General features: G+C 63.0%; 23 protein-coding genes. 6 read left to right on the plus strand and 17 right to left on the minus strand.

Annotated elements, in window-relative coordinates:
• The first annotated feature begins 67 nt into the window (after window positions 1–67).
• Window positions 68–1564, plus strand: a complete 1497-nt coding sequence (locus PhaeoP97_RS08745; protein WP_072504752.1) for a calcium-binding protein — start codon at window positions 68–70, stop codon at window positions 1562–1564.
• Window positions 1565–1665: 101 nt separating this feature from the next.
• On the opposite strand, the gene PhaeoP97_RS08750 is transcribed toward PhaeoP97_RS08745, so the two are convergent.
• The 3 genes from PhaeoP97_RS08750 to PhaeoP97_RS08760 all read right to left on the minus strand — a co-directional run bounded on the left by PhaeoP97_RS08750 (window position 1666) and on the right by PhaeoP97_RS08760 (window position 3916).
• A complete protein-coding gene (locus tag PhaeoP97_RS08750; protein WP_072504753.1) occupies window positions 1666–2673 on the minus strand; it encodes a DUF3179 domain-containing protein in 1008 nt (335 codons plus the stop codon).
• A gap of 195 nt (window positions 2674–2868) precedes the next feature.
• The gene (locus PhaeoP97_RS08755; RefSeq protein WP_072504754.1) at window positions 2869–3417 is read right to left on the minus strand and encodes a peptidylprolyl isomerase; all 549 of its coding nucleotides are present in this window, start codon (window positions 3415–3417) and stop codon (window positions 2869–2871) included.
• A complete protein-coding gene (locus tag PhaeoP97_RS08760) occupies window positions 3410–3916 on the minus strand; it encodes a peptidylprolyl isomerase (RefSeq protein WP_072504755.1) in 507 nt (168 codons plus the stop codon). Before PhaeoP97_RS08760 ends, PhaeoP97_RS08755 begins: the two co-directional genes overlap by 8 nt.
• 181 nt (window positions 3917–4097) lie before the next feature.
• Here PhaeoP97_RS08760 and PhaeoP97_RS08765 point away from each other — a divergent pair, with 181 nt between their 5' ends.
• The 5 genes from PhaeoP97_RS08765 to PhaeoP97_RS08785 all read left to right on the plus strand — a co-directional run bounded on the left by PhaeoP97_RS08765 (window position 4098) and on the right by PhaeoP97_RS08785 (window position 9869).
• Window positions 4098–5288 carry a phosphoglycerate kinase gene (locus PhaeoP97_RS08765; protein ID WP_072506379.1) on the plus strand — a complete coding sequence of 397 codons (1191 nt, stop codon included), beginning with the start codon at window positions 4098–4100 and terminating at the stop codon, window positions 5286–5288.
• A gap of 255 nt (window positions 5289–5543) precedes the next feature.
• Complete coding sequence (locus tag PhaeoP97_RS08770) at window positions 5544–5843, plus strand: FtsB family cell division protein (protein ID WP_072506380.1); 300 nt, start codon at window positions 5544–5546, stop codon at window positions 5841–5843.
• A 288-nt stretch (window positions 5844–6131) separates the two neighbouring features.
• Complete coding sequence (gene pdhA, locus PhaeoP97_RS08775) at window positions 6132–7145, plus strand: pyruvate dehydrogenase (acetyl-transferring) E1 component subunit alpha (protein WP_072504756.1); 1014 nt, start codon at window positions 6132–6134, stop codon at window positions 7143–7145.
• 15 nt (window positions 7146–7160) lie between these two features.
• On the plus strand, window positions 7161–8546 hold the full coding sequence (locus tag PhaeoP97_RS08780) for a pyruvate dehydrogenase complex E1 component subunit beta (protein ID WP_072504757.1): 1386 nt from the start codon (window positions 7161–7163) through the stop codon (window positions 8544–8546).
• A 12-nt stretch (window positions 8547–8558) separates the two neighbouring features.
• Window positions 8559–9869: a pyruvate dehydrogenase complex dihydrolipoamide acetyltransferase gene (locus tag PhaeoP97_RS08785; protein WP_072504758.1), complete on the plus strand. Its 1311-nt coding sequence runs from the start codon at window positions 8559–8561 to the stop codon at window positions 9867–9869.
• 257 nt (window positions 9870–10126) lie between these two features.
• Here PhaeoP97_RS08785 and PhaeoP97_RS08790 read toward each other — a convergent pair whose 3' ends face one another.
• The 14 genes from PhaeoP97_RS08790 to PhaeoP97_RS08855 form a co-directional block, all read right to left on the minus strand.
• Window positions 10127–10663 (minus strand): hypothetical protein, encoded by a 537-nt coding sequence (locus PhaeoP97_RS08790; RefSeq protein WP_072504759.1) that lies wholly within the window; start codon window positions 10661–10663, stop codon window positions 10127–10129.
• A gap of 390 nt (window positions 10664–11053) precedes the next feature.
• The gene (cysE, locus tag PhaeoP97_RS08795) at window positions 11054–11869 is read right to left on the minus strand and encodes a serine O-acetyltransferase (protein ID WP_072504760.1); all 816 of its coding nucleotides are present in this window, start codon (window positions 11867–11869) and stop codon (window positions 11054–11056) included.
• Between the two features lie 266 nt (window positions 11870–12135).
• On the minus strand, window positions 12136–12456 hold the full coding sequence (locus PhaeoP97_RS08800) for a DUF7742 family protein (protein WP_072504761.1): 321 nt from the start codon (window positions 12454–12456) through the stop codon (window positions 12136–12138).
• 12 nt (window positions 12457–12468) lie between these two features.
• The gene (locus PhaeoP97_RS08805) at window positions 12469–16449 is read right to left on the minus strand and encodes a baseplate multidomain protein megatron (RefSeq protein WP_072504762.1); all 3981 of its coding nucleotides are present in this window, start codon (window positions 16447–16449) and stop codon (window positions 12469–12471) included.
• Window positions 16449–16919 carry an NlpC/P60 family protein gene (locus PhaeoP97_RS08810; protein WP_072504763.1) on the minus strand — a complete coding sequence of 157 codons (471 nt, stop codon included), beginning with the start codon at window positions 16917–16919 and terminating at the stop codon, window positions 16449–16451. The genes PhaeoP97_RS08805 and PhaeoP97_RS08810 overlap by 1 nt, the downstream gene beginning before the upstream one ends.
• On the minus strand, window positions 16916–17866 hold the full coding sequence (locus PhaeoP97_RS08815; RefSeq protein ID WP_072504764.1) for a DUF2163 domain-containing protein: 951 nt from the start codon (window positions 17864–17866) through the stop codon (window positions 16916–16918). Before PhaeoP97_RS08815 ends, PhaeoP97_RS08810 begins: the two co-directional genes overlap by 4 nt.
• Window positions 17866–18498, minus strand: coding sequence for a DUF2460 domain-containing protein (locus tag PhaeoP97_RS08820; protein WP_072504765.1), 633 nt, complete (start codon window positions 18496–18498; stop codon window positions 17866–17868). The genes PhaeoP97_RS08815 and PhaeoP97_RS08820 overlap by 1 nt, the downstream gene beginning before the upstream one ends.
• A gap of 15 nt (window positions 18499–18513) precedes the next feature.
• Window positions 18514–19170 carry a phage tail tape measure protein gene (locus PhaeoP97_RS08825; protein WP_014880164.1) on the minus strand — a complete coding sequence of 219 codons (657 nt, stop codon included), beginning with the start codon at window positions 19168–19170 and terminating at the stop codon, window positions 18514–18516.
• The gene (locus PhaeoP97_RS08830) at window positions 19163–19420 is read right to left on the minus strand and encodes a rcc01693 family protein (RefSeq protein WP_072504766.1); all 258 of its coding nucleotides are present in this window, start codon (window positions 19418–19420) and stop codon (window positions 19163–19165) included. Before PhaeoP97_RS08830 ends, PhaeoP97_RS08825 begins: the two co-directional genes overlap by 8 nt.
• Entirely contained in the window at window positions 19417–19821 is a 405-nt protein-coding gene (locus PhaeoP97_RS08835; RefSeq protein ID WP_072504767.1) for a gene transfer agent family protein, read from the minus strand. Before PhaeoP97_RS08835 ends, PhaeoP97_RS08830 begins: the two co-directional genes overlap by 4 nt.
• A gap of 13 nt (window positions 19822–19834) precedes the next feature.
• Window positions 19835–20248 (minus strand): phage major tail protein, TP901-1 family, encoded by a 414-nt coding sequence (locus tag PhaeoP97_RS08840; RefSeq protein WP_072504768.1) that lies wholly within the window; start codon window positions 20246–20248, stop codon window positions 19835–19837.
• Window positions 20249–20358: 110 nt separating this feature from the next.
• Window positions 20359–20766 (minus strand): DUF3168 domain-containing protein, encoded by a 408-nt coding sequence (locus PhaeoP97_RS08845; protein ID WP_072504769.1) that lies wholly within the window; start codon window positions 20764–20766, stop codon window positions 20359–20361.
• Window positions 20763–21125: a head-tail adaptor protein gene (locus PhaeoP97_RS08850; RefSeq protein WP_072504770.1), complete on the minus strand. Its 363-nt coding sequence runs from the start codon at window positions 21123–21125 to the stop codon at window positions 20763–20765. Before PhaeoP97_RS08850 ends, PhaeoP97_RS08845 begins: the two co-directional genes overlap by 4 nt.
• Window positions 21122–21781 (minus strand): head-tail connector protein, encoded by a 660-nt coding sequence (locus tag PhaeoP97_RS08855; RefSeq protein WP_072504771.1) that lies wholly within the window; start codon window positions 21779–21781, stop codon window positions 21122–21124. Before PhaeoP97_RS08855 ends, PhaeoP97_RS08850 begins: the two co-directional genes overlap by 4 nt.
• Window positions 21782–21942 lie beyond the last annotated feature (161 nt).

A 21942-nucleotide genomic window follows, 5' to 3' on the forward strand; every position in this document is an offset into this window, starting at 1 on the left:
CGACTGCCTAGGCTCCTCGCCAAAGCACCACAAGGTGACAACAGGCAGTCAAGCAGCAGGTCAGACTATGGCAGAGGTTCTCGTAACCGCGGCGTCCAATTCCGCGCCGCCTTTTGATTTTAGCAATTTCGATTTTACCAAAGTTGCTGTTCTCAGCGCCTCAGACAGTCAAATTGCCGTGCAATACGGCGAGTTTGTCATTCTGTTTGAGGGCAGTTTTGCCTTTGACGAATTGGGCAATCTGACACCTGACAGCCCGCTCAACGCATTTGGCCTGTTCTACGAACAGACCCTGGTGATGTCTGTAAGCGGCTTTTCCCTGCCGTCCCAGATGATCGCTGAAAATGATCTCTATACGCTCCTGGCCGTGGCACTTGCAGGGGATGACAGCATCACCTCGGCCTGGACGGGCGGCGAGCGGATCAGCGGCTTTGGCGGCGATGATACCATTCGCGCAGGCAGCGGCGACGACACCATTATTGGCGGGCCGGGTCAGGACGACCTGATACTGGGCGATGGGATCAGCAGCTACAGCTTTGCCTTTGACGAAACCGCAGGCGCTGTCCTGACCACTTTGGACGGGCGCGACCTGCTGATCGGGGTAGAGACGGTGCGGCTCGACGGCCAAACACTTCAGATCCAAGAAGGCAGTAGCGCTGACGAGGTGCTGACCAGCAGCAACGACGCGGATGCGACCCTCTCTGACATGATCCATGGGCGCGGCGGTGATGACAGCATCAGCGGTGGCGCGGGCAAGGATTTCCTATTGGGCGGGCATGGCGATGACACGCTGGTCGCGGGTGCCAACAATGACTTTCTAGACGGTGAATTGGGCAACGACTATCTTTCGGGCGGCTCCGGCCACGACAATCTGCGCGGCAGCCTTGGCAGTGACACGCTGATCGGCGGCGCAGGCAACGACACGCTGCGCGGCGACAATGATGTGGGTCCGGCGGACAATGCCGATGATCTGTTGCTGGGTGGCAATGGCCGCGACAGTCTGACCGGCAACGCTGGGCATGACACGCTGAAAGGCGGCAACGGCACCGACACCCTGGATGGCGGCGACGGCAATGACCACCTCAGTGGTGGCAAGGGGCGCGACCTGATAGAAGGCGGCGATGGCAATGACACGCTCACCGGTGGTCGCCACAACGACACTTTGACCGGCGGTGCGGGTCAGGACCGGTTGAACGGCAGCATGGGACGCGATGTTCTGCGTGGCGATGCCGGAGATGATGTGCTGCTGGGTGGCCGCGGACGCGATACATTGTTTGGCAGCGACGGCGCAGACCGGCTACTGGGTCATGCTGGCAATGACCGCCTGACCGGCGGCAGCGGCGGCGATACATTCGTCTTTGCCCGCAACAACGGCCATGACATCATCACCGATTTCACGCTCGGCGAGGATCTGATCCAGATCACCCGTGGCGCCAACCGCATTGAGCATCTCGGCTTTGAGCAGTTGGGCGAGAATGTGCACATCACCTTCGCCAATGTTTCGATCCTGGTCGAGGATGTGGCCCTGACCCAGCTAATGGATAGTGATAACTTCCTGTTCTGATTTGTTACCGCTCTCAGAATATGGCTATAGGCGTATCCCTTGTGGATGCGCCTTTTTTCGTCTTCGCGCCTGCTCAGATCCATTCCAATGCTTCAGACCCGTCACTCCAGCATCCAGTCCCCCTTGGGCCAGAAGGCGTCATAGGCAAAGGCAAACATCACATCATGGGGCAGATCCGCGCCATCACGCCCCTGCACCCGCACCGATCCCACATCGCGCCCCTTGCCGACATGCCCCGCATCCAGCGCCGAGGCCTGCCCGGCCCGCCAACTGAGGACCAGTCCCGCCTCGCGGATTTCCCCGGCCTTGGCCAAGCGCGCCAAGGGCCAGGCCCGATCCCCCACCCGCACCACACGCGCCAGCGGCGCGATGCCATGGGGCGGCGGTGTCCCATCATAAAGAAACGGCCAGTTCGACCGGTCATAACCCTGATAGGGATTGCGGCCATAGCTGCGGTTGTGGCGCGGCTCAGCCATCACCAGCCCCTCTGGATAGGCGGCGCGAAATCCCTGCCAGCTGTCCAGCCAGCTCGGCAGCTGCCGCAGCTCCCGGCCAGTCATCTCGCCTACGATGCCGGTGCCCGTGGCCTGCTGCCACCAGCTCTCGCTCTCGCGGTCATACATCACCATATCAGACTGCCGCAGCTTGCCGGTGACGCCAAAGCTCAGGGTGCGACCAGCCACCCGTCGGTCAAAGCTCATCGCGGAATTGCACAAGGGGCAATAGGTGATCGCAACCGGGGTGCCGCCCACCCGGTCATTGACGATTTCATGCCAGATCAGGTAGCGCAGCGGATAGGCGCGCGCCGCCTGCCCCGGCAGATCCAGCACCACCACCGGCTCGGCACGGCTCAGCCCCTTCACCTGCGCGGCAGGGTGAAACGCCGGATCGCTCAGGGCTGGGATGCCATCCTTTGGCGGACCACCGGATTTGATTTCGCCCCAGTCCGCAACAGTGGTGCGGCTAAAATCCGTGGTCGGCCATTCGCGCGCCCAGATGGCCGGATCAGCACGGGCCGCCGCCAACCATGGCAGCATCAACAGCAGCGCCAGCACCGCCACCGCCCGATTTTGTACTCTGGATATCCCTCTCCTGGCCGCCTGTGACATCGCTGGCCTCCTTCCTGTGCCCCACAGGTATCCCATGGGTTCCCCGGCCCAAATCAGGGGCACAGCCTGCCGCAAATCAGCCTCACATGCACCGCACAAGCCCGTGACAGGCGGAAAACAGCAAACGGCCCGCACCATTCAAGGTACGGGCCGTTCAAGACATCACCTGCGGATCACAGACCCGCGGGCCAAGGTTCACTCGGTCACAGAGACCGTTTTCATCACGTCAGGCTGGCCAGTAACAGAACCATTCGCACCGCCGCCGCGCTTGATCGCGTCAACGACATCCATGCCCTCGGTCACTTTGCCCACAACGGTATATTGACCGTTCAGGAAATGCCCCGGTGCAAACATAATGAAGAACTGCGAATTGGCACTATCCGGGTTCTGCGAGCGGGCCATGCCGACCACACCGCGATCAAATTCCAGATCCGAGAATTCGGCCGGCAGGTCAGACAGCTCGGAGCCGCCCATGCCTGCGCGGCTCATATTGCCACCGATCTTGCCGAATTCCACATCACCGGTCTGCGCCATGAAGCCTTCGATCACGCGGTGAAACACAACGCCATCGTATTTGCCCTCTGCCGCCAGCGCGGTGATCTGCTCGACATGTTTGGGCGCCACGTCCTCAAACAGGTCGATCTTGATGGTGCCATTGGCGCCCTCGCCCTCAACCGCGATCTCCAGACCGCTGGCCAGTGCCGGACCCGCCATCAGTGCAAATACCGCTGCCAGCTTATACATCGGCTGCCACCTTGACGCTGACCATCCGATCGGGGTTCGCAGGCGGCTCGCCACGGGTGATCGCATCGACATGCTCCAAACCCTCGATCACGCGGCCATAGACCGTGTACTGACCGTTCAGGAAATGGTTGTCCTTGAAATTGATGAAGAACTGCGAGTTGGCCGAATCCGGGTTGGCCGAGCGTGCAGCACCCAGCGTGCCACGGTCATGCGGCAGCTTGGAGAACTCCGCCGGAACATTCGGCAGATCAGAGCCACCCGTGCCCGCCATACGCAGGTTGAACCCGTCTTCCATGTCGCCGTGCTGCACGTCGCCGGTTTGCGCCATGAAGCCGTCGATCACCCGGTGAAACGCCACATTGTCATAGTCGCCGCTACGGGCCAGTTCTTTCATGCGCGCGCTGTGCTGAGGGGCCACGTCGGGCAGCAGTTCGATCACCACCTTGCCGTCTTTCAGCTCCATGATGATGGTGTTTTCGGGGTCTTTGATCTCGGCCATGTGGCGCTCCTGTTCTTTGCATTTGCCCGATAGTTAAGGCCCGCGTCCGCAATTGCCAAGGGAGCTTTGGTCACAGAGCATTGACTGAGCGGCAAAAAGCCCCGAAACATCGCGCCAACACCGCCTGCGGCGCAGTTTCCGCCGCTGACGCATCAAACCAAGACCAAAGAAGGATATGATCATGGGCTGGACCGCACTCGACACGATGGACCTGGCAGGCAAGCGCGTTCTGGTGCGCGTCGATATCAACGTCCCGGTTGAGGATGGCCGGGTCACCGATGACACCCGCATCCAGCGCGTCGCCCCCACGATCAAAGATATCCTCGCCGCAGGCGGCACGCCAATTCTGCTGGCCCATTTCAGCCGTCCAAAGGGCAAAGTGGTCGCAGAGATGTCGCTGCGCCCGCTGGTGCCAGCACTTGAGGCCGCGTTCGGCGCGCCGGTGACCTTTGTCGCCGATTGCCGTGGCCCCGCTGCCGAGGCCGCCGTGCAGGGCCTGCCAGCCGGCGGCGTGCTGCTGCTGGAAAATACTCGTTTCCACGCGGGCGAGGAAAAGAACGACGCCGATCTTGCCGCTGAGATGGCCAAGCTGGGCGATATCTACTGCAATGATGCGTTTTCTGCCGCCCACCGCGCCCATGCCTCGACCGAGGCGCTCGCCCGTCTGCTGCCCGCCTGTGCTGGTCGTCTGATGCAGGCCGAGCTGACCGCGCTGGAAGCGGCCCTTGGCCAACCCCAGCGCCCGGTGACAGCCGTCGTCGGCGGCGCCAAGGTCTCCACCAAGCTTGAATTGCTGGGCAATCTGGTCGGCAAGGTCGACAATCTGGTGATTGGTGGCGGCATGGCCAATACCTTCCTCGCGGCACAGGGCATCGACGTGGGCAAATCCCTCTGCGAACACGATATGGCCGACACTGCCCGCGAGATCCTGAGCAAGGCCGAAGCTCAGGGCTGCAAGATCATCCTGCCCGTTGATGTTGTGGTCGCGCGCGAATTCAAGGCAGGTGCCGACAATGAAACCGTCGCTGCAGACGCCTGCCCCGCCGATGCGATGATCCTGGATGCAGGCCCGCAGACCGTTGCTGCCGTCGCGGATACGCTTTCGGCCTCCAAAACGCTGATCTGGAATGGCCCGATGGGCGCCTTTGAAATCGCGCCCTTTGACGCCGCCACCAACGCCGCCGCACAACAGGCCGCCAGCCTCACCAAATCCGGCGCGCTGGTCAGCGTGGCGGGCGGTGGTGACACCGTGGCCGCCCTCAATCAGGCCGGGGCTGCGGCTGATTTCACCTACATCTCCACCGCAGGCGGTGCCTTTCTGGAGTGGATGGAAGGTAAAACCCTGCCCGGCGTTGCCGCCCTCGAAGGGTGAATCAGCCGCGCGAGCTGTCGTCGACCTGACGCCAAGCTGCCGCAAAAGGTTAAGATCGCGGCGATCCGCAAAACGCATTAACCATCTGTTTACCATTCGCACCCCTGCCACGCGGTTGGGGTGCGGTTTTGCCTGAGAATGTTCAAAATTAACAATTTTTACGTTTCACAAACCATGTTGCCTGTGGCAGTATTGTTGCAGACGCCGGGCAAACTGGCGCAAGACTTGAGCAGCAGATCATACAGGCTATCCACCGTGACCCGAACCAACCGACCCTCTCTGGGCGCATTCGTTTTTTCAACGATTGCATTCGCACTCAGCGCATATTTTACCTTTGCCGCCGTGCAGGGCGACTTCGGGTTGTTCAGGCGGGTCGAGATCCAGGCCGAGGCCGAAGCGCTGCGTCAGGATCTCGACCAGCTGAAGCGCGAAACCGCGCAAATGGAAAATCTCACCCACCGGCTGTCGGATGACTACCTCGATCTGGATCTGCTGGATGAGCAGGCCCGCTCGGTGCTGGGGCTGTTGCGCGCGGATGAAATCGTCATTCGCTGATCTGATCAGAATTTGACAATCTCGTCTTAAGACCAACGCCCGCAGCCCCGCTCGCGGGCGTTTTGCTGTTCCGCCAGCAATAGGACCACCATCCTTACCCCAGCACCACACAGTTACCGTGCAAACGGTCACCGGCCTGGCCTGCTGCCCTCAGGTTACCCCCGGAAAACACCATCGCCTTTACCCCTTGGTGACGGAACGTCATAATAACACTCGCATGACGTCGTAAAATCCATTATGAACTAGTTTAGCATTAAACTATCTAGCCTTAAGGGGGAGCCCGCCACTATGGCTGCGAGAAAAAGTGTCAAGAAACCAAATGTTTCTGCCGATGAGCTGCTCGAATACTACCGCGAGATGCTGCTCATCCGGCGATTCGAGGAAAAGGCCGGCCAACTTTATGGCATGGGTCTGATTGGCGGCTTCTGCCATCTCTATATCGGCCAGGAAGCGGTTGTTGTCGGCCTTGAGGCCGCCGCCGAAGATGGCGACAAACGCGTGACTTCCTATCGCGATCACGGCCATATGCTGGCCTGTGGCATGGACCCGGACGGCGTGATGGCAGAACTTACCGGTCGCGAAGGCGGCTACTCCAAGGGTAAGGGCGGCTCCATGCATATGTTCTCCAAGGAGAAGCATTTCTACGGCGGCCACGGCATCGTCGGCGCTCAGGTACCACTGGGTGCAGGCCTCGCCTTCTCTGACAAATACAAAGGCAACGACCGCGTGACATTCGCCTATTTCGGCGATGGCGCGGCCAACCAGGGCCAGGTCTACGAGACCTACAATATGGCGCAGCTTTGGGATCTGCCGGTGGTTTTTGTCATTGAAAACAACCAATACGCCATGGGCACCTCGGTCCAGCGCTCCACCAAATCCCCCGCCCTGTGGAAACGCGGCGAAGCCTACGGCATCAAGGGTGAAGAAGTGGACGGCATGGATGTGCTGGCGGTGAAAGAGGCCGGCGAACGCGCTGTCGCCCACTGCCGCGCAGGCAAAGGTCCCTATATCCTTGAGGTCAAAACCTACCGCTACCGTGGTCACTCTATGTCCGACCCCGCGAAATACCGCACCCGCGAAGAGGTGCAGAAAATGCGCGAGGAACGCGACCCGATCGAGCAAATCCGCTCAATGCTGCTGACCGGCAACCACGCCAGCGAGGATGACCTGAAGGCGATCGACAAAGAGATCAAGGACATCGTCAACAAATCCGCAGACTTCTCCAAGGAAAGCCCGGAACCGGCGCTTGAAGAACTCTGGACCGATATTTATGCGGACGACCTGCCGCAAGAAACCGCCTGAGGGGACGAACAAGATATGGCAACTGAAATCCTGATGCCCGCCCTGTCGCCAACCATGGAGGAAGGCACCCTGGCCAAATGGCTGGTCAAAGAGGGCGATACCGTAACCTCTGGCGACATCCTCGCCGAGATCGAAACCGACAAGGCGACGATGGAGTTCGAAGCCGTTGATGAAGGCACCATCGGCAAGATCTTGATCGGTGAAGGCACCGAAAACGTGAAGGTCAACAGCCCCATCGCGGTGCTGCTTGAGGATGGCGAAAGCTACGACCCCGATGCGGCACCCGCAGCATCCACGCCGTCCGCAAGCGAAGCGCCGGCGGCAGAGGCACCTGCGGCGCCCGCAACCGCCGCCGCTGCTGCCGCAGCCCCCGCCGCACCGGAAGTGGACACCACCCCCGACTGGCCCGAGGGCACCGAGGTGGTGCAGACCACGGTTCGCGAAGCGCTGCGGGACGCGATGGCTGAAGAGATGCGCGGCGACGAAGACGTCTTCCTGATGGGCGAAGAAGTCGGCGAATATCAGGGCGCCTATAAAATCTCGCAGGGTCTGTTGGATGAATTCGGCCCCAAACGCGTGATCGACACCCCGATCACTGAACACGGCTTTGCCGGCATCGCCACCGGTGCGGCCTTTGGCGGTCTGCGTCCCATTGTGGAATTCATGACCTTCAACTTTGCCATGCAGGCGATTGACCACATCATCAACTCTGCGGCCAAGACGCTGTATATGTCCGGCGGCCAGATGGGCGCGCCCATGGTGTTCCGTGGTCCCAATGGAGCCGCTGCCCGCGTCGGCGCCCAGCACTCTCAGGACTACGCCGCCTGGTACATGCAGATCCCCGGCCTGAAGGTGGCGATGCCCTACTCCGCCTCCGACGCCAAAGGTCTGATGAAAACCGCAATCCGCGACAACAACCCGGTGATCTTCCTCGAGAACGAGATCCTCTACGGCAAATCCTTTGATGTGCCGAAGCTGGATGATTACACCGTTCCCTTTGGCAAGGCCCGGATCTGGCGCAAGGGCGAGGATGTCACCATCGTCTCCTTCGGCATCGGCATGACCTATGCGCTGGAAGCGGCGGAAAAACTGGCCGAGGAGGGTATCAGCGCCGAGGTCATTGACCTGCGCACCCTGCGCCCGATGGACACCGGCTCCATCATCAAATCGGTGATGAAGACCAACCGTCTGGTCACTGTTGAGGAAGGCTGGCCGCAGGGCTCTGTTGGCAGCTATATCTCCTCTGTGGTGATGCAGGAGGCGTTTGATTACCTCGATGCCCCCGTCATCACCTGCACCGGCAAGGACGTGCCCATGCCCTATGCCGCCAATCTCGAAAAACACGCGCTGGTCACCACCGATGAGGTGATCGAAGCCGTGAAACAAGTGACCTACCGGTAAGGAGAGACAGCGATGCCCACAGAAATCCTGATGCCCGCCCTCTCTCCCACGATGGAGGAAGGCACGCTCGCCAAATGGCTCGTGAAGGAAGGCGACACTGTCGCCTCCGGCGACCTTCTGGCGGAAATCGAAACCGACAAGGCGACGATGGAATTTGAGGCCGTCGACGAAGGCACCATCGGCAAGATCCTGATCCCCGAAGGCTCTGAAGGCGTGAAGGTCAACAGCCCCATCGCCGTGCTGCTGGAAGAGGGCGAAAGCGCCGATGACATCGCCGCCACACCGGATGCCCCCGCTGCCGCGGCAAACAAGGCCGCCCCCGCAGCGTCCGAGGAAGCTGCTTCCGCGCCAGCTCAGGCCACCACGGCGGCAACACCAGCGCCCGCCGCCCCGCAGGGCGCCGATGGCAACCGCATCTTTGCGTCCCCCTTGGCGCGCCGTATCGCGGCTGACAAGGGGTTGGATCTCTCCCAGCTGAGCGGTTCCGGCCCCCGTGGCCGCATCGTGAAGGCCGACGTGGAAAATGCCAAACCCCAGGCCGCCGCCGCTCCGGCAACCGCCGCAGCCTCTGCCGCAGCTGCCGCCCCCACAGGCCCCTCTGCCGATCAGGTCGCCCGTATGTACGAAGGCCGCACCTATGAGGAGGTTAAACTGGACGGCATGCGCAAGACCATCGCCGCCCGCCTCACCGAGGCCAAGCAGACGGTGCCGCATTTCTACCTGCGCCGCGACATCCAGCTGGATGCGCTGCTGAAGTTCCGCGGTGAGTTGAACAAGCAGCTGGAAGCCCGTGGCGTCAAACTCTCGGTCAATGACTTCATCATTAAGGCCTGCGCCCTGGCGCTGCAGGCCGTGCCGGACGCAAACGCGGTCTGGGCCGGGGACCGCGTGCTGAAGATGGAAGCCTCCGATGTGGCGGTCGCCGTCGCGATTGAGGGCGGATTGTTCACGCCCGTCCTGCAAAACAGCGACACCAAATCGCTCTCGACCCTGTCGACCGAGATGAAGGACCTCGCCAAACGCGCCCGTGACCGCAAGCTTGCGCCGCATGAATATCAGGGTGGCAGCTTTGCGATCTCCAACCTCGGCATGTTCGGCATCGACAATTTCGACGCCATCGTGAACCCGCCGCACGCAGGCATCCTTGCCGTCGGCGCCGGGGTCAAAAAACCGGTTGTGGGTGCGGACGGCGAACTGGCCGTGGCCACCGTCATGTCAGTGACCATGTCCGTCGACCACCGCGTCATCGACGGCGCCCTTGGCGCGGAACTCTTGAACGCGATCAAGGACAATCTGGAAAACCCGATGATGATGCTGGCCTGAGCCACCGCACCTCAACGGAGACATAAAAGGACCGGGGCATTGCTCCGGTCCTGTTATTATGCGGCTTGAGTTTTGGGGTTGGCTGCGCCTGTGTAGCTGCCCGCGATAGGCATCCCGCGATAGACCACAGGCGAAATGGGGGGTGCACCAGCATCCGCAGCGCGCGATCTCCGGACTCGCTCTGCCTGTACCGGCCAAATATCATGCGATCTCCGCTCAGCGGACAAAGCCGCTGTTACAAAATAAGGCTGCGCGGTTTACTTAGCTACGAAATTTACCTTGAGTACCGTATTGGACTGGTCAAACACCCTGCTTAGGTCGGTTTCCTCAGAAGAGAAGCGTGAAAGTGTCACGCCCCATCTCCGGCTATCATCTCTTTCAAACTGTGACCAAAGCTGAAATGCATCCCATTCTGTCAGCCCATGACTGTCATCCAACGTGAGCATTGGGAATTCGGATGCCACGAGTGCGGTAGTTAAGGCTGCAAATTGGTCACGTTCTTCAGAATTCATGTGGAGCAGAACATCTGATATAGAACAATGGCTTGAGGTTAACTCCAGAACAAATTGGCTCTTGGGGTCAGCCCAACTCTGCCGTATGCCAACAGGGACAAGATCAGATAGATCAGGTGCTGAACCCACATCGCCTAACTTTGAAACTGGGACGCAAACGGCCCTAAATAGCTCCACAGCGGCAATAGCTCTTTCTGGCTGACGCTCATAATTGTGTCGGATGCCAAGCCCAAGGGCCAGTCCGCCAATGGCGACCAAACCCAACTTACTTGCAAACTTCATGAGTATCTCCGGTGTTTTTTGGCGCACCTTGGAGGTTCAAACTATTCCATCAATGAGCTAACCGCCACGGGTAAATTGGGCTCGCAGCCGACTTGCGGCGGTGCGGCAGTAGGGTTGCAGCGATACCGCAATTCGTCTCAGCCGCTCGTTGATCGCAGCCCGCCCAATCACATCATTCACTCCGAATGTAACATCACGAACGGAACTGACAAGCGGGCCGCATTGCGACGCCCCAGCCACGTACGAAAAACGCCGATAGCAATACCCCCCAGCCCACGAAAAAAGGGGCCGACCACGTCGCGCCCCTTCATCGTCATCTTTCCAAAAATACTCACAGGCAAACCTATGGCGGCACTCGCAACACCCGCGATGGTCCCCCGCAGCGCAGCCTTACTGCGGCTTGCCGCCTGCCAGCACCTGATTCATGCTGACCGAGGGCTGATCGCACCCGGCTTCGCCAACGATCTTGGCTGGCACGCCTGCCACAGTCTTGCAGGGGGGGATCTCCTGCAACACCACCGATCCGGCGGCAATTCGGCTGCAATGGCCGACCTTGATATTGCCCAGAACCTTGGCGCCGGCCCCGATCAGCACCCCATCGCCAATCTTCGGATGGCGGTCTTCCTCTTCCTTGCCGGTGCCGCCGAGGGTCACCGAATGCAGCATCGACACATTGTCGCCCACCACAGCTGTCTCGCCAATGACGATGGAATGGGCGTGGTCGATCATGATGCCGCGGCCGATTTTGGCCGCCGGATGAATATCGACGCCAAAAATCTCGGAAATTCGCATCTGGAAGAAATAGGACAGGTCGTAATCGCCCTGCTGCCACAGCCAATGGGCGACCCGGTAGGCCTGCACCGCCTGATAGCCCTTGAAGTAGAGGATCGGCTGCAACAGGCGATGGCAGGCCGGATCACGTTCATAGACCGCCATCAGATCGGCGCGTCCGGCGGCAATCAGATCCGGGTTTTCCCCATAGGCCTTGTCGACGATTTCGCGCAGGATCACCATCGACATCTCATTGGAGCAGAGCTTGGCCGCAATGCGATAGGACAGCGCCTTCTCAAGCGAGGTGTGATGCAGGATGCAGGCATGGATCAGCCCGCCCATCAGCGGCTGGCGGCTTACGGCGTCCTGCGCCTCGGTGGTGATCTGATCCCAAACCGGATCAACGGAACTAACGGCGTGGCGCGTCTCAAGCATAGCTCTGCCTCCTGTGTTGCGACCAGATTACCTATGTAAGCGCAAAAAGGCCAACCGCAAATCCGTGATGACAGCCATCGGATCTGCTGATCTTTCCGCTCCGCCAGATCTATATTCCGCGCCAGCCCCTTGTTTTCATTGCGCCCAGGGCCGAATTATGACGTTTAACAACGCACGCACAGCCGCTGTGCGGATCTGTGATCGCCCGGAGGGAGACATGGCACAGCGCGCCTCCAAACGGCGGCGGCAGCCGCAGCAGATCGGCCTTAAGGGTCAGCCCCGTGACCTTCGGCCGCCCCATGGTCGCGCAGATGCCGCGCCAGGCGGGCCAGCACCAGTCGCGTGCAGGCCAGATAGGGGGCCACGTCATAAAACGGCTCATCCGCCAGCGTGAATTTCCGCGCCGCCGCACTGAGGGAGCCATCGCCCCAATCCGGGCAGAGCCGCCGGGTACGGCGCGTATGGCGCAACGCCTGCCCGGCCCCGGCAAAGATCCGCTCGCAGAGCGCACGCCGCTGCGCCGGGGCCACCGCCAGCAGGGCGCGGGCGGTGCTGGTGATGTCACCGGGCAGGATAGGCCGTCGCATCGCCGTCCCTCCTCAGACCAGCCGCAGCGCGGTGGCCGCGCCCGCCCCGTAGCGGGCCGAGACCTGCGCCACCTCGACGCGATCCCCCGGCACCACCGCATCCGTCACCTGCGCCGCTGGCAGATAGCTCCAGCCGGGACTGTCCAGCAGCTCTTCGCGCAGCACCTCACTGCCGCGCAGCACCCGCAGGTGGTAGCGCTCCAGATCCTCGCCCAAGGGGATCTCCGCCAGATCCCAGCGGTCGCCGTCAATGCGGCTGCGGCGGATCCAGTTCAGCCCAACCGCACCAGAGCCCAGCGCGCCTTTCTGGCGCAGATGCACCGGCGCATAGGGGCGCAGCCCCTCGCCTGCGAAAGCCGCCTCCAGATGCAGATAGCTCGGGTCATCATAGGGCCGCCGAGCGGTGCCAATGCGGTAATGGCGGCTCAGCCCCCGTTGATTGGCGGCCAGCGCAATCTGCTGCGGGGTGCCATCCAGCGCCACCACATAAGACCCCTTGGGCCATGCCACCGGCATCCGCGCATCACTGCCCTGCTGCCCACGCAGCCGGTCGCGCAGCAAATAGCGCCCCGGCGCGATCAGCTCGGCCTTGGCAAATTGCATCAGCTCCCAATTGCCGGGGCTGCCATCGCCAATCGCCACCAGATTAGCCCCGTTCAACACCGCCAGAGGGTCACGGCTCTGGAACTGGCCGGAGATCATATCGACCTCCAGATCGTCCCCGCGCTCCCAACGGCCCAGCGCGCCCGCAGGCAGCACCGTGTTGGTGATGGCAATGGTAGAGGCCGCGGCCAGAACCTCTTCAAGCGCATAATCCGCATCACTCTGTGCGCCATACAGGGCAACGCTCCCCGGCCAGGGCTGCGCGGTCACTGCCAGATGCGGCGCATGGGGCACCTCATCGCCGCTGATCAGCGGCAGGTCCATGAACAACGGCAGCACCGGCACTGGCGCCGCAAAGGCGGTGACACCGGGCAGTTCCTCCGGCACCGGTGCGGGGTGGTAGTTCTCCGGCTCAATCCGCACCGCCTCGATCAGCTGCGCCGCGCCCTGTTCCACCCGGTCGATCCGGTAGCGCGCCTGCGCACCGCTGCCGACCTCCGCACCCGCCTCTGAGCCCAACTCTAGGCCTGCCTCTGCCCCCGCAAGCGGCAGGCGGATCACATCGCCCGCGCCCAGCGCCATGGCGGAGGGCGGCAGCTCCAGCCGCAGGGTATCACGGGCCATACGGGCCTCGCTCAGCCAGCGCTCCACCACCTGCCGCCCCTCGGCGCGGGTCAGCGCCATCGGCAGCTCATTGTCGCTGACCGCATGGGTGGCCTCATCGGGCAGCACCGCCTCCTCGCCGCGCAGATCATGGCGCCCGCCCCATTCGACAAAGCGCAGCCGCATCCGCCCGGCCAGCTCGGCCTCCGGCGCGCGGGTCTGTTCCAGCACCCCGTCCAGCTCCTGCCCCTCAACCAGTTGCGCCAGATCCAGCGCTGCGTCCTGTCGCCCGTTGCGCAGGCGGAACCGCAGGAGCCCGTCACGTTCGATGGCATCCACCCCGTGGCGCAGCAACAGCGGTTGCAGCGCGGCGCGGGCCTCCCCGACATCGCTGATCGCATAGCCGCGCACCAGCGCAGGCAGGTCGCTCACATCAATCGCCGCAACCCCAGAGGCGGCACAGATCTCCTCCAGCACCGAGGCCAGCGTGCGCTGCCCCACCCGGCCGTTCAGCCAATGACCCCGCAGGTAATTCTCGCCGTCGCTCCAGACCTCCACCGCATTGGGAAAGGTCGGAAAAGGCCGCGCGTCCCAGGCCCAGACATAGGCGTTGGACATATCCAGCATCGGCCCGCCATAGATCTCTGAGACCGGGTTATTCGCCGCCTCCCCCCAATAGCCCAAAAGAGCACGCAGATAGGCCAGCTGCATCATGTCATCGCGCTGCCCGTCAGAGAATTTCGGCAGTTTGGATTCCGAGCTTTTGGGATCCAGAAACTTGTTCGGCTGATTGGTCCCCTTGTCGATGGCGGCACAGCCCAGTTCGGTGAACCAGATCGGCTTGCTCTCAGGCTCCCATGCTGTGGGCAATGCGGCCCGTTCGCCGTTGATCCGGTCATGATGCGGCTTCGACCACCAGCTGCGCAGATCCTTGTAGCGCCAGATCCACGGCTCCTCATACGCCCCATCGGTGATTGGTGTGCGGATCTGGGCCGCCTCCGCCTCGGGCGAGTGGTAATACCAATCATAGCCCTCCCCGCCTTCGATATTGGCGCGCAGATAGCTGAGGTCATAGATATTGGGCGTGCCGGCCTTGGCGTCCAGATGATCCTCCCCCTCGCGCCAGTCGGACAGCGGCATGTAATTGTCGATGCCGATGAAGTCGATCTCCTCATCCGCCCACAGCGGATCAAGGTGGAAATAGCGATCCCCCTCCGGGCTCTGGTAGCCCCAGTATTCCGACCAGTCGGCGGCATAGCCGATCTGGGTGTCCGGACCAAGGATCTGGCGCACCTCCTGTGTCAGCGCCCGCAGCTCTGCCACGGCGGGAAAGCCCGCCTCATCGCGGATCTGGGTCAACCCACGCATTTCCGAGCTGATGCAGAACGCCTCCACCCCGCCCGCCGCGGCACAAAGCGCGGCATTATGCAGGATAAACCGCCGCAGCCCCCAATCCTCCAACGGGCCGCTATAGGTGACGCTCCCGTCAGCCACGGTGAAATCCGCCGCCGTCACTGTGCCAAAGAACTGCTGCACCTCATCCCGTGCCATAGCCGTGCCATCAAGGCTGCCGGGCTGGCCCGGTGCCAGTGACAGGGTGATCCGTCCACGCCAGGGCAGATGCGCCTGTCCCGGCTCACCGCTCCAGGGGTCGGGCAGATCATTGCCCGCCATCTGATCCATCAGGATAAACGGGTAGAACATCACCCGCTTGCCCTGCTCCTGCAGTGCGCGAATGGCCTCAACCACCGAGGCATCAGTTGGGGTGCCGCCATAGATCGGCCGGTCCTCCTGCCGCGCGATCAGCTCTGCCTCTGTGCGGGTCAGACCCGCGACGGACCAGGGCATATTCGCCCCCTCGATATGCTGGCGCTCCACCTTGGGTTTGATGGTACAGTCCCCGCAGCGCAGATCATCGCCGAACCACGACACAATCAGCGAGGCCGCGCCACAGGCGGGCAGCTCCTCTCCCAATGTGGTGAGCGAGGTCACAAGATCGGTCTCTCCCGAAGGGCTGTGTGAATTGGCCGGTTTGGCCTGTCCCGGTCCATGATCATAATGCACCGGCGTCGTGGCCAGCGCATACTCCCCGGTCCCCGGCATCAGCGCCACGCCCTGAACCAGCTGCGGCAGATCCAGATCATAGGTGCTGGCGGCCGGCTGCTCGGCACGCAACACCTCAAACGAGAATTGCGGCACCCGGTTGCCAAAGCGTTCCAGCGCCAGGTTCTCCATCACCACATAGGCGGTGCCACGATAGGCGGGCACCTCGCCCGTGCCCTCCACCGCCTCGATCACCGGATCGGGCAGCTGGTCCATGGTGCCGCGATAGACGGTCATGTTCAAATCCTTGGGCGCGACCTCCTCACCATCGGCCCAGACCCGCCCGATGGAGGCGACCTCCCCGGCGCAGACCGCCACCGCCAGCGAGACATCATAGCTGTAGCTGGTGACCTTGGGCTGGCGCGGACCGCCGCCCTTGCCACCGCCGCCACTGGTGGTGGAGGTCTCGCGGAACTCAGACGACCAGATCACCTGCCCGCCCACCCGCATCCGGCCATAGACCTGCGCAATCGGCTGGCCATCGCTGGCATGGGTCAGGCGGAAGCGTTCCACCCGGCCGGTCTCCACCGGCTCACTGCCCGCCCCCAGCAGGCGGCTGTCGATGGCACGCCCGACGGTGGCGCCAAGTGCGCGGCCAATCGCTACCGAGGACAGACCCGCCACAGCCCCCCCAACCGAGCCGCCAAGTGCCGCCCCCGCCGCAGAAAGAAGAATGGTCGCCATCACGTCACCTCATCAGCATCAACATCAGGAAAGGAAAACCGCGCCACGATCCGCCGGTGCCACGGCTGGCTCAGCGCGTTTTCAATCACACCGTGGCCGCTATAGGCATGGATGAACCGCGGCATGGCGCCGGTTTCAGTTTGCAGCGCGATATGTTTGGCCACCGCCCCCAGGCGCATACGGAACAGGATCACATCCCCAGCGCGCGCCTCGGTGAGGGGTCTGGGCGTGAGATGGCGCAGAGCCGCCTGCCACAGCGCCTCCTCGCCCTGCGGTTCGGACCAGTCCATCGTATAGCCCGGCACCGTCTCAGGCTCCTGGCCGTAGACCTCACGCCAGAGCCCCCGGATCAGGCCGAGACAATCGCAGCCAGCACCGCGCCGGGCGGCCTGATGCACATAGGGCGTGCCCAGCCAGCCCCGTGCTGCCGCGACCAATGCGGTGCGGGATACCCCCGTCGCGCCACTCATCTGCGGCTGCCGCCGGTGTTGGTGCCGCTCTGGCGCGGCACGCTCATCACCCAGTCTTCGCCGGGAATATCCGGGAAGCCCTGAAAATTGACGCCATTGTTGAACTTCAACCGGCAGGTCTTCAGCCGCTTGTCGCAGCCTGCTGCCAGATGCAGCCGATCGCCGGGCTGCACCGTCGCACGCAACGGCTCCCACAGGGTCAGCTGGCGATGCTCTGCGTTCGGATCCGGCGCGCTTGCGTCCTGTCCCAGACGCCCGGCCTGCTGGCGGTTCTGTTTGATCCAGCCCCACAGCCCCTTGGCCGCCCCACTCATCACCGTGAGGCGGCCAGAGGTGAACCAGTTCGGCTCAAACCCCGGCAGCGCGGCAAAGCTGAAATACTGCCCCTCGCGGATCTCTTCGGCGGCCAGCTCCAGCGCATAGCCCGGCGTGGTCATGTCAAAGCGGCAGGCGCCATCACCCAGCACCGCCGTGCAGGGTTTCTGGTAGATCCGCCCCATCGGCTGATTGAGCGCCTCCGTCAGGCCGCGCAACTCCGCCTCAAAGGCACCACCAGCACGGCGGATCTGGCCGAAACTGCCGCGAAACTGCAACCAGCGCACCGACACATCAGCCCAGTTCACCAGCCAGCAGCGCACCTCCGCGCCGTCAAAGCGCCCGGCCTCAATCTCCTCCTCGCGGATGGCGGCATCGCTCAGCGCGCCAAGCGCCTCGGTATTGTCGACCGCCAGCCCTGTGGCCTGTTGCAGGCTGCGCGCGGTCAGGCCAGTGCCTGCGCGAAACAGCAGACCGGCCTCGCCCTCGGCGGCGCTTTCGAACCGCAGGTCGCGGTCATGGTCGGTAAAGCCAAACCGCACGCCATCGCTGCGGGTGACCAACCAACAGCGACACAACGTGGTCAGGCCGCCTGCTACATGAGTTTGAAATGCCTCGCTTATCCCCGCCATCAGATCCGCACCTCTACCACCGGCACATTGGGCACGTCGCCCGCCTGAAAGGACGCCACGCTGGTCTGGATGCGGTCGGTGTCAAAGCGCACCGGGACATCAAATTCAAACCCCGCCTTTACTGACAGGCCCGCCTCTGGTGGATGCGCCAGCGTGATGGTGCCAAGGGTGCTGTCGAGCGTGTAATCCACCGTCTCCTGCAAAGCGTCCTGCTCAATCCCGATGCGCACGCTGCCCGCCACCGGTTTCGAAATCGGTCGCTGATAAGCATAGCTGCCGGAGCGATAGGTCTTGCTCAGCTGGAACACCTGCTGCGCCCCGTCGCCCATACCGATCACCTGATCGTCAAAGGCCACCTCCTGCGTGGCACGGGCGGATTTGTAGTCGGACCAATCTTTCCAGCGGAAACCATACATCTGGCCTTGCCGCGCCTCGAAAAAGGCAATCAGCGCCTCGATATCCTCCAACCCCCGCAGGCCCAGCCCCGCGTCATAGCGGCGACGGGAATGCGCCCAGGGGGTGTTGCGTTCCTCATGCCCGTTGGCAAGCGTCACCACATCGGTGCGCCGCTCCGGCCCGCCGATTGAGCCGAAGCTCAGCGATGCGGGAAATCTGACCTCGTGAAAATTCATCTGCTGCCCTCCGGTTCAGCGATTGCGGTTGCCACGCGTCAGGGCGCGGCTCAGCTGGGCCGCGATCTGGCCCTGACTGCGTTGAAATCCCTGCACATCGGGAGTCTGGATGTTCATAACGACTGAGGTTGCCCCGCCCCCCTGACTGCGCACACCAAGCGCGCCATCGGCGCCACGGGTCAGCGGCAGGATCGCCTCTGGTCCGGCCTCACCCATCAGCCCGGTGCCGCCGCGCATGGGAAAGCTCACCGGGCCGCTGACGATCCCCCCCTTGGCAAAGGGCATCACCCGGCCTTGTGAAAACGCCGCCCCATCGGCAAAGGGGAGAATGCCGCTCATCAGCTTGCCCACCCCATCCGACAGCAACCCACCCACATGGCTGGTCACGGGTTTGATGGCCGCCGAATAGGTGGTCTGGATCATCGACTGCGCCATCGTATCCAGCGCATCCGAGAGCTTCATGCCGTCAAAGACAACACCGTCAAAGGCCCGGCGCAGCCCCTTGGACATACCGCGTTCCAGTGTTTCGGCATCCTTGCCAGTGGCGGCAAAGGCGGCGCGCACCCGGCGCAGCTCGGCGTCGAACGTGGCCGCCATGCCCGCCGCATCGCCAAGGCTGTCGCTCAGCGCCTCGCCCTGTTGTTCCAGCTGGTTCAGTCCTGTGTCACTCATCGCTTACTGCTCCTGTTTCTGGGGATTTCGGCGCTGCGGGATCCGGGAAGGCGTGCATCAGCTGATCCAGCCCCGCCCGACCCAGTGGCACCGCGCCCGTGTCCTGCCCCAGCATCAGCCGCAGCTCTGCCGGGGTGAGTCGCCAGAACTGGTCCGGCGTGAGGCGCAGCCCCACCAGCCCCGCCCGTATCAGCGCCGGCCAGTCAAGGCCCGTGCTCAGCCCGTCCGTGGTGCGCTGCTGCGGCGTCATGGGGCCACCGATCCCGGCCCCTGTCCCGAAACCTGCGCGCCTGCCTCTCCCGGCAGCGCGAAGCTGCGCGCCAGGAGCTGTGCGGCGGTCCGTGCGGCCTGCATCGGGCCGCCGTCGATATCGGCAGCAGCCAAATCCGCCTCGCTCATCGTGCGACCGCCACCGTGCAGCCCTGCCGCCAGCAGCGCCAGCACATCCGCCGCCGAAAACCCGCCGCTTTCGAACCGGGTCACCAGATCAATCAGCGACCCGGTCCTGAGCCGCGTTTCCAGCGTCGCCAGCGCCCCGAGGGTGAGTTTCAGCGCCAGCGTCTCGCCATTGACCCCAAGCGCCACCTCGCCGGCATAGGGATTGGCTGCATAGGCATTAACGGCTGGGGCTGGCTGTTCAGAGAGGGTCATGATCGGTCCCTCCTTAGATGGCAGTGAAGACCAGCGCCCCGGCGCTGGCCAGCGACAGCTCATAAGTCGCCTCACCATTGTGGCTGCCGGCATATTCCAGCGCGGTCACCTGAAACGCGCCTTCGACAATGCCGAAATCGGGGATGATCACCTGAAACGCCGGGGTGAGCCCGTCAAAGAACAGCTGCCGCGCCCTCTCATCAGTGCCTTCGTCGCGAAAAATACCGGAGCCGGAGATATTCGCCGAACGCACCCCGGCGCCGGACAGCAGCTCACGCCAGCCGCCCTGGCTTTCCAGACTGGTGACATCGACGCTTTCAGCGTTGAAGCTGATACGCGTGGCGCGCAGCCCCGCGATGGTTTCGAACTGACCGTCGCTGGTCATGTCAACCTTCAGCAATAGATCCTTGCCATTCTGAGCACCCATGTGGTGGCCTCCTTTTTGATAGATCGGTGAGCGCTGCGCCAAAAAAGATCAGCTTTTTCGCTCAATTTATTGAAATCAAACATTTTAGGCGAAAACCGTTCGGATATTGATCAGCCATCCTCCAGCCGCGCGGCAAAGCGCAGACGGATCTTGCGCCCCCCGGATTTGCTGCGACTGGCACTGGCGCGTTCAAACCAAAGCCCCACCAGCCGCCCCCGTGAGAGGGTCAGCGATGCCGTCGCCAGGCTGTCGCAGATGCTGGCGGCAATTGCCTTGGCACCGGCGAACCCGGCTGTGTCCGTATGCACGGTGATCTCCATCCGGTGACGTGCGCCAGAGCCACTACGGTCAGACCGGTCGCGCACCTCCTCCGGGCCAAGGGTCACATAGGTCTGCGGCAGCGCGCCTGCTGGCAGCGCATCATAGATCGCGCCATTGAGCGCCGCCGTCAGGTCGGGGTTCGCGCTCAGGTGCTGAAATAACGCTTCCTGCAATGGCAGGGCCAGGGCATAGGTCATGCGCTTGTCTCCTCGGTGGCGAAACAGGTCAGGAAGCGGCCATCGGGGTCGCCTTCGGCCACCGCATCAATGCGGAAAATCCGGGCGCCATCGCGCAGCCGCTGATCTGGTCGGGGCCGTGCCGGGCTGCCGGGCGGATGGGCGCGCAGGGTGATGCGATAGCGTTGCAACGACAGGCTGGTGCCGGATTGGTCGGTGCTGCGTCCAGTGAGTGCACGCAACGCGCACCAATGATGACCAAGCAGTTGCCATGCCTCAAGAAACCCGCCCGCGCCGTCCGAGCTGCGGCGCGGATCTTCCAGCGCCAGACAGCGGTTGAGCCGTGGTGTGAAGCGGGATGTGGTGCGCTGTCGGCTCATGCGCCTGTCCCCGGTCCAAAGCCGCGTCCGTACCCAGCGCCATAACCGCTGCCATGGCCACCGCCCATGCCAAGGCTGAGCCGCAGCGCGCGGTAACGTTCGATCAGGCTGGTGACACCAAATGGCATGCAGCCCCCCTGTAGCCGGGTGTCATCGCGGAATTCATAATAATGCGCCGCCAGCATCAGCACCGCCTGCGCCAGATCACCGGGCAGTGCCGACCAGCTGTTGGCCATGCCGGCCCGCATCAGAATGCGCGCGGTGCCGCCACTGGCAATGGCGGGCAGCGCACTGCCCACCGGACGCAGCCGGGGGTGCTGGCTGTCAGGTTCCAGCCGGTATCGGGCGCTGTCCAGCAGCATCTCATCCCCCACGGCATCTACCAGCGTCACCGATTGGATCAGCTGCACCGGCGCCAGTGGCAGGGCCTGTAGCTGCGGATCTCGCCAGGAATTGAGGGCCAGCACAAAATCCCGCGCCAAGAGTACCTTGCCGGTGCGGGCCTCAATCGCGGCGATGGCCGCACGCAAAAAGCTGATCAGCACCGTGTCCTGCAAACCAGCCTCGTCAAACCCGGTGCCCAGTCGCAGATGCGCCTTGAACGCCTCTTGCGGCAGAACCGCCTCTGGCACCGGTGTCACTTCACTCAACATCATCTTTTCACTCCAACGGCTAATCTAGGGGGCTGAACGGACTGGCTGGGTCGGGACAGATCAGGAACGGATGCGCGCCGGGCTGCTGCCGCAAGACGGAGGGGGCAGCTGGACGGCAGTGGCTCGTGGCGCGCATCCGCGGACGGAACCGGGCTGCCGGTTCC

The sequence above is a fragment of the Phaeobacter porticola genome, assembly GCF_001888185.1.
Taxonomy (GTDB): Bacteria; Pseudomonadota; Alphaproteobacteria; order Rhodobacterales; family Rhodobacteraceae; genus Phaeobacter; species Phaeobacter porticola.

Coding starts and splice junctions, on each gene's coding strand:
- PhaeoP97_RS08745 (WP_072504752.1), top strand. CDS start 68: ATGGCAGAGGTTCTCGTAACCGCGGCGTCCAATTCCGCGCCGCCTTTT.
- PhaeoP97_RS08750 (WP_072504753.1), bottom strand. CDS start 2,673: ATGTCACAGGCGGCCAGGAGAGGGATATCCAGAGTACAAAATCGGGCG.
- PhaeoP97_RS08755 (WP_072504754.1), bottom strand. CDS start 3,417: ATGTATAAGCTGGCAGCGGTATTTGCACTGATGGCGGGTCCGGCACTG.
- PhaeoP97_RS08760 (WP_072504755.1), bottom strand. CDS start 3,916: ATGGCCGAGATCAAAGACCCCGAAAACACCATCATCATGGAGCTGAAA.
- PhaeoP97_RS08765 (WP_072506379.1), top strand. CDS start 4,098: ATGGGCTGGACCGCACTCGACACGATGGACCTGGCAGGCAAGCGCGTT.
- pdhA (WP_072504756.1), top strand. CDS start 6,132: ATGGCTGCGAGAAAAAGTGTCAAGAAACCAAATGTTTCTGCCGATGAG.
- PhaeoP97_RS08780 (WP_072504757.1), top strand. CDS start 7,161: ATGGCAACTGAAATCCTGATGCCCGCCCTGTCGCCAACCATGGAGGAA.
- PhaeoP97_RS08785 (WP_072504758.1), top strand. CDS start 8,559: ATGCCCACAGAAATCCTGATGCCCGCCCTCTCTCCCACGATGGAGGAA.
- PhaeoP97_RS08790 (WP_072504759.1), bottom strand. CDS start 10,663: ATGAAGTTTGCAAGTAAGTTGGGTTTGGTCGCCATTGGCGGACTGGCC.
- cysE (WP_072504760.1), bottom strand. CDS start 11,869: ATGCTTGAGACGCGCCACGCCGTTAGTTCCGTTGATCCGGTTTGGGAT.
- PhaeoP97_RS08800 (WP_072504761.1), bottom strand. CDS start 12,456: ATGCGACGGCCTATCCTGCCCGGTGACATCACCAGCACCGCCCGCGCC.
- PhaeoP97_RS08805 (WP_072504762.1), bottom strand. CDS start 16,449: ATGGCGACCATTCTTCTTTCTGCGGCGGGGGCGGCACTTGGCGGCTCG.
- PhaeoP97_RS08810 (WP_072504763.1), bottom strand. CDS start 16,919: ATGAGTGGCGCGACGGGGGTATCCCGCACCGCATTGGTCGCGGCAGCA.
- PhaeoP97_RS08815 (WP_072504764.1), bottom strand. CDS start 17,866: ATGGCGGGGATAAGCGAGGCATTTCAAACTCATGTAGCAGGCGGCCTG.
- PhaeoP97_RS08820 (WP_072504765.1), bottom strand. CDS start 18,498: ATGAATTTTCACGAGGTCAGATTTCCCGCATCGCTGAGCTTCGGCTCA.
- PhaeoP97_RS08825 (WP_014880164.1), bottom strand. CDS start 19,170: ATGAGTGACACAGGACTGAACCAGCTGGAACAACAGGGCGAGGCGCTG.
- PhaeoP97_RS08830 (WP_072504766.1), bottom strand. CDS start 19,420: ATGACGCCGCAGCAGCGCACCACGGACGGGCTGAGCACGGGCCTTGAC.
- PhaeoP97_RS08835 (WP_072504767.1), bottom strand. CDS start 19,821: ATGACCCTCTCTGAACAGCCAGCCCCAGCCGTTAATGCCTATGCAGCC.
- PhaeoP97_RS08840 (WP_072504768.1), bottom strand. CDS start 20,248: ATGGGTGCTCAGAATGGCAAGGATCTATTGCTGAAGGTTGACATGACC.
- PhaeoP97_RS08845 (WP_072504769.1), bottom strand. CDS start 20,766: ATGACCTATGCCCTGGCCCTGCCATTGCAGGAAGCGTTATTTCAGCAC.
- PhaeoP97_RS08850 (WP_072504770.1), bottom strand. CDS start 21,125: ATGAGCCGACAGCGCACCACATCCCGCTTCACACCACGGCTCAACCGC.
- PhaeoP97_RS08855 (WP_072504771.1), bottom strand. CDS start 21,781: ATGATGTTGAGTGAAGTGACACCGGTGCCAGAGGCGGTTCTGCCGCAA.